The organism is Streptomyces sp. NPDC050085 (assembly GCF_044460595.1).
Taxonomy (GTDB): domain Bacteria; phylum Actinomycetota; class Actinomycetes; order Streptomycetales; family Streptomycetaceae; genus Streptomyces.
In genome coordinates, this window is the sequence record NZ_JBITJZ010000002.1 from 614,991 (window position 1) to 629,443 (window position 14,453).

Annotated in this window: 12 protein-coding genes and 1 tRNA gene; 2 read left to right on the forward strand and 11 right to left on the reverse strand. The window is 71.6% G+C overall.

The genetic code is table 11. The features are described 5' to 3' along the window. Window positions 1-40 precede the first annotated feature (40 nt). A tRNA-Cys gene (locus tag ACIBUY_RS11190) sits at window positions 41-112 on the forward strand. 76 nt (window positions 113-188) lie between these two features. On the opposite strand, the gene ACIBUY_RS11195 is transcribed toward ACIBUY_RS11190, so the two are convergent. Continuing rightward, the gene (locus tag ACIBUY_RS11195) at window positions 189-341 is read right to left on the reverse strand and encodes a hypothetical protein (RefSeq protein ID WP_399152415.1); all 153 of its coding nucleotides are present in this window, start codon (window positions 339-341) and stop codon (window positions 189-191) included. 85 nt (window positions 342-426) lie between these two features. Here ACIBUY_RS11195 and ACIBUY_RS11200 point away from each other — a divergent pair, with 85 nt between their 5' ends. Beyond that, the gene (locus ACIBUY_RS11200; protein WP_365573037.1) at window positions 427-720 is read left to right on the forward strand and encodes a hypothetical protein; all 294 of its coding nucleotides are present in this window, start codon (window positions 427-429) and stop codon (window positions 718-720) included. Between the two features lie 26 nt (window positions 721-746). On the opposite strand, the gene mycP is transcribed toward ACIBUY_RS11200, so the two are convergent. From mycP to ACIBUY_RS11250, 10 genes are all read right to left on the reverse strand, one after another. Next, window positions 747-2,132 carry a type VII secretion-associated serine protease mycosin gene (gene mycP, locus ACIBUY_RS11205; RefSeq protein WP_399152416.1) on the reverse strand — a complete coding sequence of 462 codons (1,386 nt, stop codon included), beginning with the start codon at window positions 2,130-2,132 and terminating at the stop codon, window positions 747-749. Between the two features lie 3 nt (window positions 2,133-2,135). After that, entirely contained in the window at window positions 2,136-3,827 is a 1,692-nt protein-coding gene (locus ACIBUY_RS11210) for a hypothetical protein (RefSeq protein ID WP_399152417.1), read from the reverse strand. Next, window positions 3,827-4,345: a hypothetical protein gene (locus tag ACIBUY_RS11215; protein ID WP_399152418.1), complete on the reverse strand. Its 519-nt coding sequence runs from the start codon at window positions 4,343-4,345 to the stop codon at window positions 3,827-3,829. The genes ACIBUY_RS11210 and ACIBUY_RS11215 overlap by 1 nt, the downstream gene beginning before the upstream one ends. Window positions 4,346-4,551: 206 nt before the next feature. After that, entirely contained in the window at window positions 4,552-6,834 is a 2,283-nt protein-coding gene (locus ACIBUY_RS11220) for a xanthine dehydrogenase family protein molybdopterin-binding subunit (RefSeq protein WP_399152533.1), read from the reverse strand. A 35-nt stretch (window positions 6,835-6,869) separates the two neighbouring features. Continuing rightward, window positions 6,870-8,411, reverse strand: a complete 1,542-nt coding sequence (locus ACIBUY_RS11225; RefSeq protein WP_399152419.1) for a 2Fe-2S iron-sulfur cluster-binding protein — start codon at window positions 8,409-8,411, stop codon at window positions 6,870-6,872. After that, window positions 8,408-9,304: an FAD binding domain-containing protein gene (locus tag ACIBUY_RS11230; protein ID WP_365573053.1), complete on the reverse strand. Its 897-nt coding sequence runs from the start codon at window positions 9,302-9,304 to the stop codon at window positions 8,408-8,410. The genes ACIBUY_RS11225 and ACIBUY_RS11230 overlap by 4 nt, the downstream gene beginning before the upstream one ends. Before the next feature lie 365 nt (window positions 9,305-9,669). Next, window positions 9,670-11,277: a beta-N-acetylhexosaminidase gene (locus ACIBUY_RS11235; RefSeq protein ID WP_399152420.1), complete on the reverse strand. Its 1,608-nt coding sequence runs from the start codon at window positions 11,275-11,277 to the stop codon at window positions 9,670-9,672. A gap of 15 nt (window positions 11,278-11,292) precedes the next feature. After that, the gene (locus tag ACIBUY_RS11240) at window positions 11,293-12,147 is read right to left on the reverse strand and encodes a carbohydrate ABC transporter permease (protein ID WP_365573058.1); all 855 of its coding nucleotides are present in this window, start codon (window positions 12,145-12,147) and stop codon (window positions 11,293-11,295) included. Then, a complete protein-coding gene (locus ACIBUY_RS11245; RefSeq protein ID WP_399152421.1) occupies window positions 12,144-13,034 on the reverse strand; it encodes a carbohydrate ABC transporter permease in 891 nt (296 codons plus the stop codon). Before ACIBUY_RS11245 ends, ACIBUY_RS11240 begins: the two co-directional genes overlap by 4 nt. Further along, a complete protein-coding gene (locus ACIBUY_RS11250) occupies window positions 13,031-14,377 on the reverse strand; it encodes an extracellular solute-binding protein (protein ID WP_399152422.1) in 1,347 nt (448 codons plus the stop codon). Before ACIBUY_RS11250 ends, ACIBUY_RS11245 begins: the two co-directional genes overlap by 4 nt. Between the last annotated feature and the right edge of the window lie 76 nt (window positions 14,378-14,453).

Sequence of the window (14,453 nt, forward strand, 5' to 3'; positions counted from 1 at the left end):
CCGCATCCCGAGGGGTTCATCTCATCCGGGTTAGGGGCTTGGCCGTGTGCCCGAGTGGTTTAGGGATTCGCCTGCAAAGCGAAGCACACCGGTTCGATTCCGGTCACGGCCTCTGGCAGCTCAACGGCGCTGGGCTGCACGTGTGCGAGGGGCGTTCCGCGATCCGCGGGACGCCCCTCGGCGTGCGGTCAGGACCCGGCGACGAGAATGACGCCACCGCCCACGACGATCACGGCGAACACGACGAAGGCCAGCACGAACAGCATCAACTTGCCGCCGGACGGGGCGGGTTGGTACTCGCGTGGCGGCGGCGTCACCGCAGGCCTCTCACCTTGATTCATGAACCCACCGTACGACTCACTCTCTACGCCGCCAGGGCCACCCCCACGGGAACTGCGCACCCCGCGCCCGGCGTCTGCCCCCTACGTGAACCCGAAGCTCACCGGCCCCATCGGCTGCCTGCTGGCCGTCGTGGGCGCGGCAACGGCACCACTGGCCTGGGCACCACGGGCCGCGCCCAGCATCCACGGCGGCTTCGAGGGCGAATCCCGCGACCTGAGCGTCCTCTACGTCGACCTACCGCTCATCACGCTGGGCGGCGCACTGCTGCCGTCGCTCGCCTGGGCACTGACGATGCGGTGGACGCACCGCCCGTGGGTGGCGGCCGTCGCGTCGGTGAGTCTGCTGGGGGTGGGGGTGTGGGGGCTCGCGGAGGGGTGAGGTGAGTGAGGTGACCGGTGGCGGTGTCAGCCGGACTGTCCCGGGTGGCCGGAGCCTCCGCCGCGCGGTGCGTTCGGGTCGGAGACGGTCTGCTGTCCGCCGTACGGCTGCTGATACGGCGGATAGGGCGGCTGTCCCGCGTAGACCTGATGGCCCGCCGGTGGAGTCGGCCGGGCCGTGGCGCGGCGCCGGCCCCGGGACACGGCGACGGCAGCGATCACCGCGGCCACGACGATCGCGCCCGCGCCGAGGCCGATCCAGAGCGTGGTGTTGCTGCCGTCGTCCTTGGACCCGGGTGACGCAGCCGGGCTCGCGCCGTCTGTGCCAGCTGGATCCGAGCCCTTCGAGGCTTCGGAGGAAGGGGAGTTGGCGCCCACCGGGAAGTCGGTCATCGGGAATCTGTCCGCCGGGCCCGGGTCGCCGGGGTCGGTCAGGGCGATGCGGGGGCGGACCGCGCCGAAGCCGAGGTAGTCGCTGCGCTTTCCCTTGCCGTCCTTGACGCCGCCGATGGTGTTGAGGATGACCCGGAGTACCTGGTTGTTGGTCCAGGTCGGGTGCTGGGACCAGATCAGGGCCGCGCTCGCCGAGGCCAGGGCCGTGGCATCACTCGTGCCGTGGCTCTTGCAGTAGCCCGTCCTGCCACCGCAGGCGTGGACGATGTCCTTGCCGGGGGCCGCAATGTCGACCTGCGGGCCGTACTCGGACTCGCTCGTACGGCGGCCGTTCTCGTCGACGGCGGCGACGCCCACGACACCCGGTGTGGCCGCCGGGTACTGCACGCGGTTGGTCGTATTGCCGTCGTTGCCCACACCGGCGAAGATCAACGACCCTTTCTCCAGGGCGTACTTCACGGCCGCCGTCAGCTCCGGCGAACCCTTCGGAGCCGCCTGGGAAATGTTGATGACCTTCGCCTCGTGATCGGCTGCGAACTTGATGCCCGTCGCCATGGCCTTGAACAACTGCGCGTCCGCCGAGGCCTGGTTGTTCGCCTTCTCGGCGTTGGGCAGGCGGATCGGCAGCACCTTGGCGCCCGGGGCGAGCCCGAAGGCGCCCTGTCCCCCGTTGCCCTCGCCCGTTCCCGCGATCATGCCCGCGATGCCGGTGCCGTGGCCGTCGTAGTCCGTGTGCGCGTCCCCCGAAAGCCCCTCGGAGAGGTCCTCGCCCGGCAGTACCTGCCCGCGCAGGTCCGGGTGGTCCGCGTCGACGCCGGTGTCGATCACCGCGACCAGGACGCCCTTGCCGGTACTCGTCCTCCACATCTGGTCCGCCTTCATGGCGTCCAAGTGCCATTGCTGGGCGCGGAACGAATCCGCGTGGGCAGGCACGGCGGCCGCCGTGCCCACCAACAGCAATCCGAGCGCTGCCGAGGCTGCCGCGCCGAGGCTTCTGCGGCGGATGCTGCTGGTGGACATGGGCTACCTCTCGTCGTTCCTGGTCTCGTCCGCGACAACAGGAGGCACGTTACGACGTCCGTCCGGCTGCCACGTCGCGTCGTCCTCTGTGACGTAGTCCGGACGTTCGTCCTGCTGCTGGTCCTCCTGGCGCGTACCGGGCCGCGAACCGGCGGGGGCCGCTCCGCCACGTCCCGCCACCCCGCTGCCGCCGTGTTCCTCGCCTGCCGCACCGGCCGGGCCCGGGGAGCGGACGAGGCCCGAGCCGCCGGGGCTGAACGACCGTGGGTTGGCCCGCTGTTGCTGACTCGGCCTGCCTCCGACGACGCCCTTGTCTCCGGTGGCACCGGCAACGGGCCGTCCAGGTGCCGCTCCGCGCGGGGTGGAACCCGTCGACGTGGGCCTGCCGCTGACTCCGCCCTGGGCCGGAGTGCTCGACGGGCCTCGGGTGCCCGACGTGCCCCGCGTGGTGCCCGCTCCTTCGCGCCCCACGACGGTGCCGCGCGGGACACCGGTCCCGGCCCTGCCCGTCGCCGGCTGTGGCCGCCCTCCCGAGACTCCGCTCTGGGATGGAGCACGTCCCGTCGTCGAACCACCCGTCCTGCCAGTGGCCGACTGGCGGCCGGGCATCGTGGTGTTGGTCGGACGGCCGGAGGCGCCCGGGGCCGAAGGACCGGTGCCGCGCGGCGACGACCCGCCGGACACGGGGCCGGTACCGGGCCGACCGCTCACCGGGCTCGTGCCGCGAGCGGTCGGCGCGGGGCCCGTGGGCGTGGGAGTGCCGGTGATGCCGTACGCCGGTGGGACCGGGCCCGGGGTCGACGGTCCCGTCCCCGTCGGACCGGTCGGCCCGGAGGCACTCGGCGGGGTGCCGGTGGTCGGCTGCTGGGTCGTCGGAGGGAGCGTATCGACGGAGTCGACGTCCATCCGCGCCGGTGCGTCCGGCACAACGGGCGTGACGGTGCCCGTGTACTCGACCGAGGGCGGCGGCGTCCCGGCCTCCGGGCGGGCGGGACCGACGTCCACGACGGCACCGGAGTCCCCGGTCGCGCGTCCTGAGGAAACGCCACTCTCCGAGGCACTGCCCGAGCCGACGCTCCTGCCCGTGCCGACACTGCGGCCCGTGCTGCCGCTCCGGCCCGTCCCCAGGTCCTCACTGCCGTAGACGTCCCGGCTGTTCGGGTCCTGGATGTCCGTAGGGGGCGGGGGGAACTTCAGCAGGTCCGGCTTCCTCGCCGCCGCCATCTGCGACGCCGAGAGCGAGTACGCCTGGCCCAACTTGTCCATCTCGTCTGCGGTCTGCTGCCGGGCCGCCAGGTTCTTGGACAGGATCGACTGGGCATCCGGGTCGTTGTGCGCCGAGCGGGCCGCGTCGATGTTCGCGTCGACGTTCTTGTCGCGCGGTACCGAGGTCTTCGCCTTGCTGATCGCCTGCGCCGCGTGGCCGAGCCACTTCGACGAGTCCTGGCTGTAGTCGCCGAGCGCCACGGTCACGTTGGCCAGTTTGCCCGCCCACTGGCGGAAGGAGTCGGCGCCTTCGCCCTTCCACTTCACCCACTGCGGGCGGACCTTGAGCTCGTCCGCGATGCTGTGGATCTCCTTGGCCGCGGCCTGGAGCTTGTCCGCCGCCGCCTGGACCGTACCGGCGTCGGCATCGTCGAGCCACGCCAGCATCTGCTCGTGCGTCATGCCGTCGAACGACGTCTTCTTCGCCATCAGAGACTCGTCTCCTCGCCGCCGTCGCCCTGAGCCTTCTTCGGGGCGTCCGCGTCCGCGGCGTCGCCCGCCTTGGTCCTCGGGTCCTCCGGCACGTACTCCCCGCCGTAATGCTCTGTGGTCTCCGCGCTGATCGCCGCCATCCGCCGTCGCACGTCCAGGTCCACGTTCTCGTAGCCCTTGTGCGAGGCGAGCACCGCGATCCCCATGGCCTCGATCGAGTCCGAGAGGAGCTTGGAGAGGTTCTCCAGATCCGCGATCACGGTGTCGTACTGACTGAACATGCCGTCGGCCTCGTGCCAGCCCTTGTGGCCGCCGCCGAACTTCGCGCGCCCCAGGGCCTCTTGACCCACCTTCTTGGAACCCGCGGGCGACTCCGTCAAGTCCTTGATCAGCTGGTCCACCCGCTGCTGGAACTTGGTGAACGACTCCAGCTCCGTGACGATGTCCGCGGCCGCGTCCTTCGCCGCGTCGAACACACCGGACATCCAGGACCCGCCGCCCTTGTCCTCCGCCATCACGCCCGCCTCCCCGTTCCCCCGTGAATCCCCGTGCCCCGCACCGTCGAATCGGTCGTGGTGCGTGGCCCGAGCATCAACTCTAGCCACGCACACGGACAGTTCACAGGCGCCCCAGAGGCAGAGGCAACGCGGAGCGCGTCACAGAACGCCACGATCGGTAACAGTTCATCAAGGGGCGGCGCGTGGTGAACTGCCCCGCGGCGTCAGGCCGTTGGGTCAGCGACCGCCGCCTGCGGGCGGATCGGCAGGCGGTTCACGGGGCGGCCGGTGGCTGCTCGTACCGCCGATGCCACCGCCGCAGGGGACGCGACGACCGGCACCGCGCTGGCCGCCTTCGCCCCGAAGGGGGCCACCACGTCACGCTCCTCGACCAGCTTGACGATGCGGATGTCGGGGGCGTCCAGGGCCGTCGGCAGGGCGTAGCCCGTGAGGTCGGGGCGGCGGACGATGCCCTTGGGGGTGCGCAGGTTCTCGGTGAGCGCCGCGCCCACGCCCTGGGTGACGCCCGCTTCGATACGGGCCGCCAGCTGGCCCGGGTTCAACACCCGGCCCACGTCCTGGGCGACCGCCAGCTCGACCACCCGGATCGAGCCGATCTCGATGTCCACGTCGACGACCGCGCGGATGGCGCAGAACGCGAGGCCGACGAACGCGTCGCCCTGGCCTTCGGCGTCCAGCGGCTCCGTGGGGTGCGGGCGACACTGGGCCGTGGCCCACAACTCCTTGCCGTCCAGGGCCTCTTCGACCGTGGTGGAGAGGACTCCGTCGTACGACGTGATCTTGCCGTCGGCGATCTGGAGGAGCTCCGTGGACATGCCGAACTTGTGGGCCAGGGGCTGGAGGAGCTGGGTGCGGACCATCTTCGCCGCGCGTTCCACCGCGCCGCCCGAGACCCAGGTGTGGCGGCCCCGGCAGCCGGGCCCGGCCGGCGGCTGGTCCGTGTCGACCGGGGCCACGTGGACCTCGTCGATGCCGAGCGTGTCCTGGACGATCTGGCGGGCGAGGGTCGTGAAGCCCTGGCCCGTCTCGACCGCCGCGCAGATCACCGTGGCGACGCCGCCCTGCACCTTGACCGTGGCCGTGGAGACCTCGTCCGCGCCCTCCGCGCCCAGCATGTGCACCATGCCGAGGCCGTAGCCGACGCCGCGGCGCACCGCCCCGGGCTCACCCGCACCCTCGGGGCCGCCGGGCAGCAGCCAGTCCTCCTGTGGGGTGTCCTTGGGAAGGGGCGGGAGGGGGAACTCCCTTACCGCGTCCAGGAGTTCGGCGACCGGGGCCGGGCACGTCACCGTCTGGCCCGTGGGAAGTACGTCACCGGTCGCGAGGACGTTGCGCAGGCGCAGCTCGGCCGGGTCCACGCCCAACTTCTTTGCCAGCTTGTCCATTTGGGCCTCGTAGGCCGCGCAGACCTGGAGTGCGCCCTCTCCTCGTACGTGGCCGGAGGGCGGGTTGTTCGTGCGCACCGCCCAGCCTTCGATCGAGGCGTGCGGGACCACGTACGGACCGCAGGCGAACGAGACCGCCGCCGCGAGCGCGTCCGACGACGTGTCCGCGTACGCGCCCGCGTCGAGCAGGATCTGCGCCTCCACCTTCACCAACTTGCCGTCCGCGTCCGCGTGGTGGCGGTAGCGCAGGAGAGTGGGATGGCGGTGGGGGTGGCCCAGGAAGGACTCCTCGCGGGGCGCCGTGAGTTTGACCGGGCAGCCCGTGCGCAGGGCGAGCAGGCCGAGCGGGAGGTGGAAGCTCGGGTCCTCGCGGTCCGCCGTCGCGCCCGCGACGCCCGTGACCACGACCTTGACGCGGTCCGGCTCCAGGCCGTAGCGCGCCGCCGCCACGTCTCGGTCGCCGTGCGGGTCCGTGGAGGCGATGTAGAGCTCGACGCCGCCGTCGGGGCGGGGGACGGCGAGGCCCGCCTCCGCGCCGATCGGCGCCGGGTCCTGGCGGCCGATGCGGTACAGGCCCTCGACGACGACCTCGCCGGTGGCCTCCACGTCGCCGTGGCGCAGCGGGATGTGGCGGATCAAGTTGCCGTCGGGGTGCAGGGGTTCGGCCGCGAACGACTGCTCGGGGTCCGTGACCGGGTCGAGGATCTCGTACTCGACGATGATCGCCGCGGCCGCCATGCGGGCCGTGTCCGGGTGGTCGGCCGCCACCGCGGCCAGCGCCTCCCCGTGATGGCGTACGACGTCGGAGGCGAACACCGGGCGGTCCGCCGTGCGGTGGCCCGCCATGGGGCCGCCGGGGACGTCCTCGTGCGTGACGACCGCGCGCACGCCGGGCATCTCGCGCGCGTGGGTGGTGTCGATGGAGCGCACGCGCGCGTGGGCGTGCGGGGAGCGCAGGACGGCCGCCCACAGCAGGCCCTCGGCCCACAGGTCGGCGGCGTACGGGAACGTGCCCTCCGCCTTCGCCCGCGCCTCCGCCGACGGCAGGGTCGTGCCGAGACCGTGCGGGAGTTCCTCGGCCTCCGGGGCCACCGGGGTCACCGAGGCCTGGGCCTGGGCCTGAGTCGTCTCGCTGGTCACTCCCGGCCTCCGTCCTGGATGTCCTGAATACCCTGAACGCCCTGAATACCCTGAATACCCTGGCTGTTCTGGATGCCTTCGCTGCTGGACGGGCCGCCCTGGTGCGGGATGCGGGGCTCGGCATCGGCGTCGGCATCGGCGTCGGCCGCCATGTCCTGCGACGCCTTGCGCTCCGCGGAGACCTGGCGCACCGCGTCGAGCACGCCGCGGTAACCGGAGCAGCGGCACAGGTTGCCGCACAGCGCCTGGCGGGTCTCCAGGTCGGTCGGGTTCGGGTTGCCCTCGAGCAGGTCGTGGACGGTCATCGCCATGCCGGGGACGCAGAATCCGCACTGCACCGCGCCGCAGGCGGTCAGCGCGCGCTGCACGTCGGAGGCCTGTCCGTCCTCGGCGAGGCCCTCGACCGTCCGCACCTCGCTGCCCGCGGTGGTGGCCGCGGGCACCAGGCAGGAGGCCACGAGACGGCCGTCCACCTGGACGTTGCACGCGCCGCACTCGCCCTGCGAGCAGCCGTCCTTGGCGCCCGCGAGGCCGAGGCGTTCGCGCAGCACGTAGAGGAGCGACTCGCCGATCCAGGCGTCGGTGACGGGGCGGTCGGTGCCGTTGACCCGCAGGACGTAGCTGATGAGGGGGTGGTCGTCGTGGAGCGGGACGGCCGTGGAGGGGGTGGCCTCGGGGGTGTCGGCGTCGTCCGGCGCGGAGTCCGGGGTCGAGTCCGGCGTGGAGTCCGGCGCAGGCTGCTCCGGCGCGATGTCCGATGCAACCTCGGCCCCGGGTTCGGCCACTGGCTCAGCCACCGGTTCAGCCATCGGTTCAGGCACGGATTCAGCCACCGGCTCCGGCGCTACGGGCTCCGGCTCGGCCTCGACCGCAGCCTCAGCCACGTCGACCTCAGCCACCTCGCCCTCAGCCATCTCCGCCTCAACCACAGGCGACGCAGGCTCAGGCTCAAGTCCGGGCTCCGGCTCCGGCTCCGGCTGTGCCCACGACTCCGTGGCCCACGGCGCGGGCGCACCCCCCGGCAGCGTCGCGGGCGGCGTGCGGTCGCCCCACTGCCCGGCCATCGAGGACGTCGTGAACTCGCCCGATTCGTCCGGCAGTTCACCGTCCGCGAGCGGGATCGACCACTGCCCCGTCTCTCCCTGGGCGACCGGCTGTACGCCCGGCTGTACGCCCGGGTGCGCGACCTGGTGCGCAACCGGATAGGGCTCCGGCTCGGGGTCCTGCCGGGCCGCGGGCCAGCTGACCTCCGGCGTGACGGGACCCACGGAGCCCGCGGGATCCACCGAGCCCACGGCACCCGCCCCCGTCAGCTCGGGCGGCAGCACCCACACGCCGGTCGAGGCGGGGTCGGTCGCGGCGGCACCCGTGGCCGGGCTCACCGTTATCTGCGGCGGTACGTAGCCGTGGCCGGGAGCGGCCAGCGGTGCGTCCTGGAAGTCGGGCGGCAGTTGTACGAAGGCGGTGGCGTCGGAGTCGTAGTCGCCGCCCTGGGGCAGCGGCTGCCAGCCGTCGGGTCCGGGGTACTCGTTCGTCACGACAGCGCCCTCCCAAGTGCACGTCGGGCCAGCGCGGCGACGGTGCGCCGCAGATGCAGTACGGCGGGCGGCAGCGTCTCCTGCGTGCCGTCCGCGGCGGGCTCCGGGTCGGGGATGCAGGCCGCCGCGACGTACTCGCCGAAGGCCTGGATCGCCTCGGGCACGAGCGCGCCGCGCTCGCCGTCCCAGTCGATCAGCGAGGCGACCCACTGCTCGGCCTCCAGGGGCCGCAGCGGCATCGGGGCGATGGCGCCGACGGCGCAGCGCACGCCGCGCCTGGCAGGGTCGAGGACGAGCGCGACGGAGGCCGTCGCCCGGCCGGGGCCGGTGCGGCCCGTCGCCTTGAGGAAAACCTGCGGCGCGTGCAGCAGCGGGACGCGCACGAAGCCGATCAGCTCGCCCGGGCGCAGCATCTCCATCCCGGCGAGCAGGTGCGAGACGGGCACCTCGCGGCGCGCGCCCTGCGGCCCCGCGATGATCAACGTGGCTTCCAGGGCGGCCAGTACGGGCAGCGCGTCGTTGGTCGGGGCGGCCGAGGCGATGTTGCCGCCGAGCGTGCCCGCGTTGCGGATCTGGGGCGGGCCCGCGGCGCGGGCGGACGCGGCGAGGGCGGGGATGAGCGCGGCGAAGTCGGGGCGGCCCATGCGGGCGTGGGTCAGGCCCGCGCCGAGCAGCGCGTGCCCGTCCTGGTACTGCCAGCCGCGGATCTCGCTGATCCGGCCGAGGCCGACGAGGGCGGCCGGGCGGAGTTGACCCGCGTTGACCTGGGCCATGAGGTCGGTGCCTCCGGCCACGGGCACGGCGGCGGGCATGGCGGCGAGCGCCGCGACCGCCTCGTCCAGCGAACCCGGAAGTACCGCGGCCTGTGTCGCCTGCGGTGCGTGCGTGGTCAAAACCGGCTGCCCCTTCCCGATGTCCGGCCGCGCGCCCGGCGGCGAACCGGCCGCGCGCCGATCGACATCGCCCGCGCGTGGCCGCCGTTCCCGCCGTTACGCCTGTTCCGCCGTACGGTACGTGCTGACAGGCCGGACGTGGCAACTCTGGCACATCTTCCCCGGCACCCGGAGAGGGGGTCCGGTAGGAGGCATTCGCCCCTTACGCCTGGGAGATGGCCGAAATGGCACTGGTTCTCCGCCGAGCGGGAACGGGCACTCCTCGGCTGCTCGTGCGGCGAGGCACGCGGCGGCGTACGCGATGACCCGGCCGGGAGCGCGGCCGCGTCGGCCGCGCTCCCGGGACACGCCGCGACGGGCCCGCCTCACACGTTCGGGGGCGCCCCTTCGATCGGGCGTCCGAGCACCCCGGGTCGCTTCTGCCACGGCAACGGGCCGCCGGGCGGCCGGTAGGTGACGCCCAGGGCGTCAAGTCGCCGGTAGTGGACGGTCATGCGGCGCTCGAAGTCCGCGTAGTCGCGCGCCGCCGGTGCGGGCAGCTCGCTCCACGCCACCTCGCTGAAGGCGCTCAGCCGCGGGAACGTCTGGTAATCGACGCGCTGTTGGTTCTCCAGGACCTCGGTCCACACGTTGGCCTGCGTGCCGAGCACGTGCCGTGCCTCGTCCTCGGTGAGCTGCGGCGGGACGGGTTCGAACCGGTAGACGTCCTCCAGGGTGCGCACGAAGCCGATCGGGACCGGCTCGTCCTCGCCGGCCGCCTGCCGGTGGTCGAGGTAGACCTGCTGCTCGGGGCACATGACGACGTCGTGGCCCGCCTTGGCGGCGGTGATGCCGCCGCCGTAGCCGCGCCAGGACGAGACGGTCGCGCCCGGGGCGAGGCCGCCTTCGAGGATCTCGTCCCAGCCGACGAGCCGCCGGCCGCGCTCGCTCAGCCAGGTGTCGAAGTGCCGGATGAACCAGGACTGCAGCTCGTCCTCGTCGTTCAGGCCCAACTCCTTGATGCGGGCCTGCGCGAGGGGGGACTGCTTCCACTGGTCCTTGGGGCACTCGTCGCCACCGACGTGGACGAACGTGGACGGGAAGAGCTCGAGCAGCTCCTCGAAGACGCCCTCGTAGAAGCGCAGGGTGTGGTCGGTGGGGGCGAGGACGTTCGGGTTGACGCCCCAGGTGTCCCAGACGGGGAGGGCGGACGTGTCGATGACGTCGCGGTTGCCGAGTTCCGGATACGCGTGGATGGCCGCCTGCGAGTGGCCTGGCACGTCGATCTCCGGGACGACCGCGATGTGCCGGGCGTGCGCGTAGGCGACGATCTCGCGGATGTCGTCCTGGGTGTAGAAGCCGCCGTGCGGCCTGTCCTCCCACAACTCCGAGGCGCGGTGGCCGAATTTCGTCCGCGTGCGCCAGGAGCCCGCCTCCGTCAGCTTCGGGTAGCGCTTGATCTCGATGCGCCAGCCCTGGTCGTCGGTGAGGTGGAAGTGGAAGACGTTGAGCTTGTGGGCGGCGAGCAGGTCGAGGTAGCGCAGCACGCCGTCCTTCGGCATGAAGTGCCGGGCGACGTCGAGCATCATGCCGCGCCAGCCGAACCGGGGTGCGTCCTCGATCTCCACCAGCGGGAGTTGCCACGTACGACCGGGCAGCGGAGCCCTGCGGTACGCGTCGGGGCCGAGGAGTTGACGCAGCGTCTGGGCGCCCCAGAAGACGCCCGCCGCGGCGCCGCCCTCGATGGTGACGCCCGCGTCCGTGACCCGCAGCCGGTAGGCCTCGGCCGCCAGATCCGGGTCGATCGACAGGCGTACGCCGCCGTCCTCGCCGGCCGGGGGCAGGGCGAGTCCGGTGACCGCGCCGAGCGTGGCCCGCAGCCAGCGCGCGGTGTCCGCCGTCCCCTCCCCCGCCGCGATGCCCGTACCGCTGTCGAACACGTAGGAGCCGTCGCCGTTCCGCGTCACCCGGCGCGGTGCCGGAATGAGATCCATGAACGTCAGACCCTTCTAGTCTTTGACCGCGCCGCCGAGCCCGGACACCAGGCGGCGCTGTACGAGTACGAAGAAGACCAGTACCGGAATGGTCATCACGGTCGAGGCTGCCATGATTCCGCCCCAGTCGTTCTCGTCGGGTTTGAAGAAGACGAGCAGGGCCATCGGCAGCGTCGACTGGGACGTGTCGCTGATGATGAAGGACTTCGCGAACAGGAAGTCGTTCCAGGTGGAGATGAAGGAGAAGACGCTCGTCGCCACGAGGCCGGGGAAGACGAGCGGGAAGAGGATCTGCCAGAGGAATCGGGACCGGCTCGCGCCGTCGAGATACGCGGCTTCCTCCAGCGCCTCGGGCACCGCTTTCACGAAGCCGCGCAGCATCCAGATCGCGAACGGCAGCGAGAAGGCCAGGTGCGGAAGGATCAGCGAGCCGAGCGTGTTGAGCTGCCCGAAGTCGCGCATCAGGAAGAACAGCGGAATGGTGAGCGCCTCGACGGGCACCATCTGGGCGACGAGGAACATGATGAGCAGCGTCGTGCGGAACCGGAAACGGAAGCGGGTCACGGCGGTCGCCGCGAGAAAGGCGACCAGCGCGGACACGATGACGACGGTCCCGGCGACGATGACGCTGTTGAGGAAGTACCGGCCGAATTCCTCCTGTTGGAAGACGCGCCGGAAGGAGTCGAGCGACGGCGAGAGCGTCCAGGGGCGCGGCTCGGTCGATTCGATCTCGCCCGCCGGTTTGAAGGCGCTGAGCACCATCCAGTAGAGCGGAAAGGCGACGACGAGCGCGATCAGCAGCGCGGACGCCTCGGCGGCGAGCCGCCAGGGCCTGCGGACAAGGCGGTGCACGAGGTTCGGGCCTCTCACAGTTCCCTCCCCTCTCTCCTCATCAGGCGCAGATAGACGAGCGTCACGGCGAGCAGGATGACGAGCATCACGACGCCGATCGCCGAGCCGAGGCTGTATTCGCTGCCGGAGAAGGCCTTTTGGTACGCGTACACGTTCAGGACGAGGTTCTGTCCCGCGATGCCGCCGCCGTTCGTCATCACGTAGATCTGCGTGAAGACCTTGAAGTCCCAGATGATCGACTGGATGGTGACGACGACGAGGATCGGCCGCAGGATCGGCGCCATGACGGAGCGCCAGGTGCGCCACTGCGAGGCCCCGTCGAGCGCGGCCGCCTCCAGGACCTCGCCCGGGATGGCCCTGATGCCCGCGTACACGGTGACCATCACGAACGGGAAGGAGCACCACACCACTTCGAGCAGGACGAGCGCGAAGGCGCTGTACCTGCCGTACGTCCAGGAGTGGTCGCCGAGTCCGAGGACCTTGTTGACCGGGCCGAAGTCCGGGTCGAAGAGGAACACCCAGACCGTCGAGCCGGTGATCGCCGGGGTCGCCCAGGCGCCGAGGGCGGCCAGCATCAGCGCGAGCCGCGGCACGGCCCGTACGCGCGTGAGCAGCACGGCGAGCGCGCACCCCACGAGCAGCGTGCCGACGACGCAGGCCCCGGCGAACAGCACGGTGGCGAGCAGCACCTGCCAGAACTGCCGGTCGGAGAACAGGTGTTGGTAGTTGCCGAGGCCCTCGAAGGTGGTCGGTTCGCCGCCGCTGACCTGGGCCTGGGTGTACTCCAGGAAGGAGATCAGGCCGAGTTGGTAGATGGGGTAGACGAGCAGCCCGCCGAGCAGGACGAGGGCCGGGGCCAGATACAGCCAGGGCGTCCACCGCGCGCCCCGCACGGTCGAGCTCACCCGGCGGCCCCGAACGCCTCGTCCATCTTCTTCGCCGCGTCAGCGGAGGCCGCCGCGACGTCCTTACGGCCGCTGACGATCTCCTGGAACATGGTCGGCAGCACGAGCGAGGCGTCGATCTTCGCCCAGGCCGGCGAGGCGGGCACGAACTTGGCACCGGCGCCGAGGGTCTTCACGAAGGGCGCGACGAACGGCTCCTCCTTGGCGACGTCCGCACGGACATCGGTGTAGGTCGGCAGGAAACCCATCCCGGAGAAGAGGGCGCGCTGGGTCTGCTTCCCGGCGAGCTGCTTCATCAGGTCGACGGCGAGGGTGCGGTGCGACGTGCTCTTCAGTACGCCGATGTTGTTGCCGCCGGCGAACGCGGGAGCGATGTCACCGGCCTTCAGGCCCGGCAGCGGCACGACGGCGTACTTCCCCTTCACCTTGCCCGCCTCGACGGCCTCGTGGCTGAAGTCGCCGCCGATCGCCATGGCGGCCTTGCCGGAGGCGAAGGCGGTGACGGTGTCGTTGCCGCCCATCGCGGCGCACTTGGCGGCGGGACAGTTGGTGCCGCCGAACAGCGAGGTGTAGGCCTTGATGCCCTTCTGCGCGGCGGGGCTGTCGATCGCGGAGGCGTACGACTCGCCCTTCTTCTCGGCGAGTTCACCGCCGTTGGCCCAGATGAACGGCATCGCGCCGTACGTGTAGGCACCGCCGACGGCGAGGCCGTACAGGTCGGGCCGCTTCTTGTGGATCTCCTTGGCCGCGGCGGCGAGTTCTCCCTGCGTCTTCGGTACGGCGACGCCCAACTCCTTGAGCACGTCGGTCCGGTAGTAGAGGGCGCGGACGCCGACGAAGTAGGGGGCGCCGTAGATCTTCCCGTCGACCGTGACGGACTCCTTGGCGGTCGGGTCGGTGTCCTTGGCCTCGTCCCAGGCCCCGAACTCCTTGGTCACGTCGGCGAGTCCGCCGTCCTTCACGTATCCGGCGGTGTCGGTGTTCCCGTACTCGATGAGGTCGGGCGCGCTCTTCGGGTCGTTGAAGGCGGCCTTGATCTTCTCGGCGCGGGTCTCGACGGGGATGTACTCGACCTGGACCTCCGCACCGTCGTGCGCGCGCCGGAAGTCGGCGATCGCGGTGTCGACGACCTTCTTCTTGGGCCCGTTGTTGACCTCTTGGAAGAGCCATACGCGCAGGGTGCCGCTCTTCTCGTCCTTGCCGGAGCCGCTGTTGTCGGAGGTGCCGGGGGCGCAGGCGGCGGCCGCGAGGGCAAGTGCGGTGAGGGGGACGGCTATGCGTGCGGTTCGTGCGGTTCGTGCGTTTTGTGCGATTCGCGCAGGGAGCTTCACAGGGAGCTTCATCGGAAACGCCTCCGAAAGGTCGTTGCAACATACGCAATGGTGGTTTCGCTGTGCACAACGCGACAGAGGCTAGAAG

What these genes read in the sequence shown, in the direction of transcription:
- ACIBUY_RS11195 (WP_399152415.1), bottom strand. Translation starts at nt 341, where the DNA reads ATGAATCAAGGTGAGAGGCCTGCGGTGACGCCGCCGCCACGCGAGTAC.
- mycP (WP_399152416.1), bottom strand. Translation starts at nt 2,132, where the DNA reads ATGTCCACCAGCAGCATCCGCCGCAGAAGCCTCGGCGCGGCAGCCTCG.
- ACIBUY_RS11210 (WP_399152417.1), bottom strand. Translation starts at nt 3,827, where the DNA reads ATGGCGAAGAAGACGTCGTTCGACGGCATGACGCACGAGCAGATGCTG.
- ACIBUY_RS11215 (WP_399152418.1), bottom strand. Translation starts at nt 4,345, where the DNA reads ATGGCGGAGGACAAGGGCGGCGGGTCCTGGATGTCCGGTGTGTTCGAC.
- ACIBUY_RS11235 (WP_399152420.1), bottom strand. Translation starts at nt 11,277, where the DNA reads ATGGATCTCATTCCGGCACCGCGCCGGGTGACGCGGAACGGCGACGGC.
- ACIBUY_RS11250 (WP_399152422.1), bottom strand. Translation starts at nt 14,377, where the DNA reads ATGAAGCTCCCTGTGAAGCTCCCTGCGCGAATCGCACAAAACGCACGA.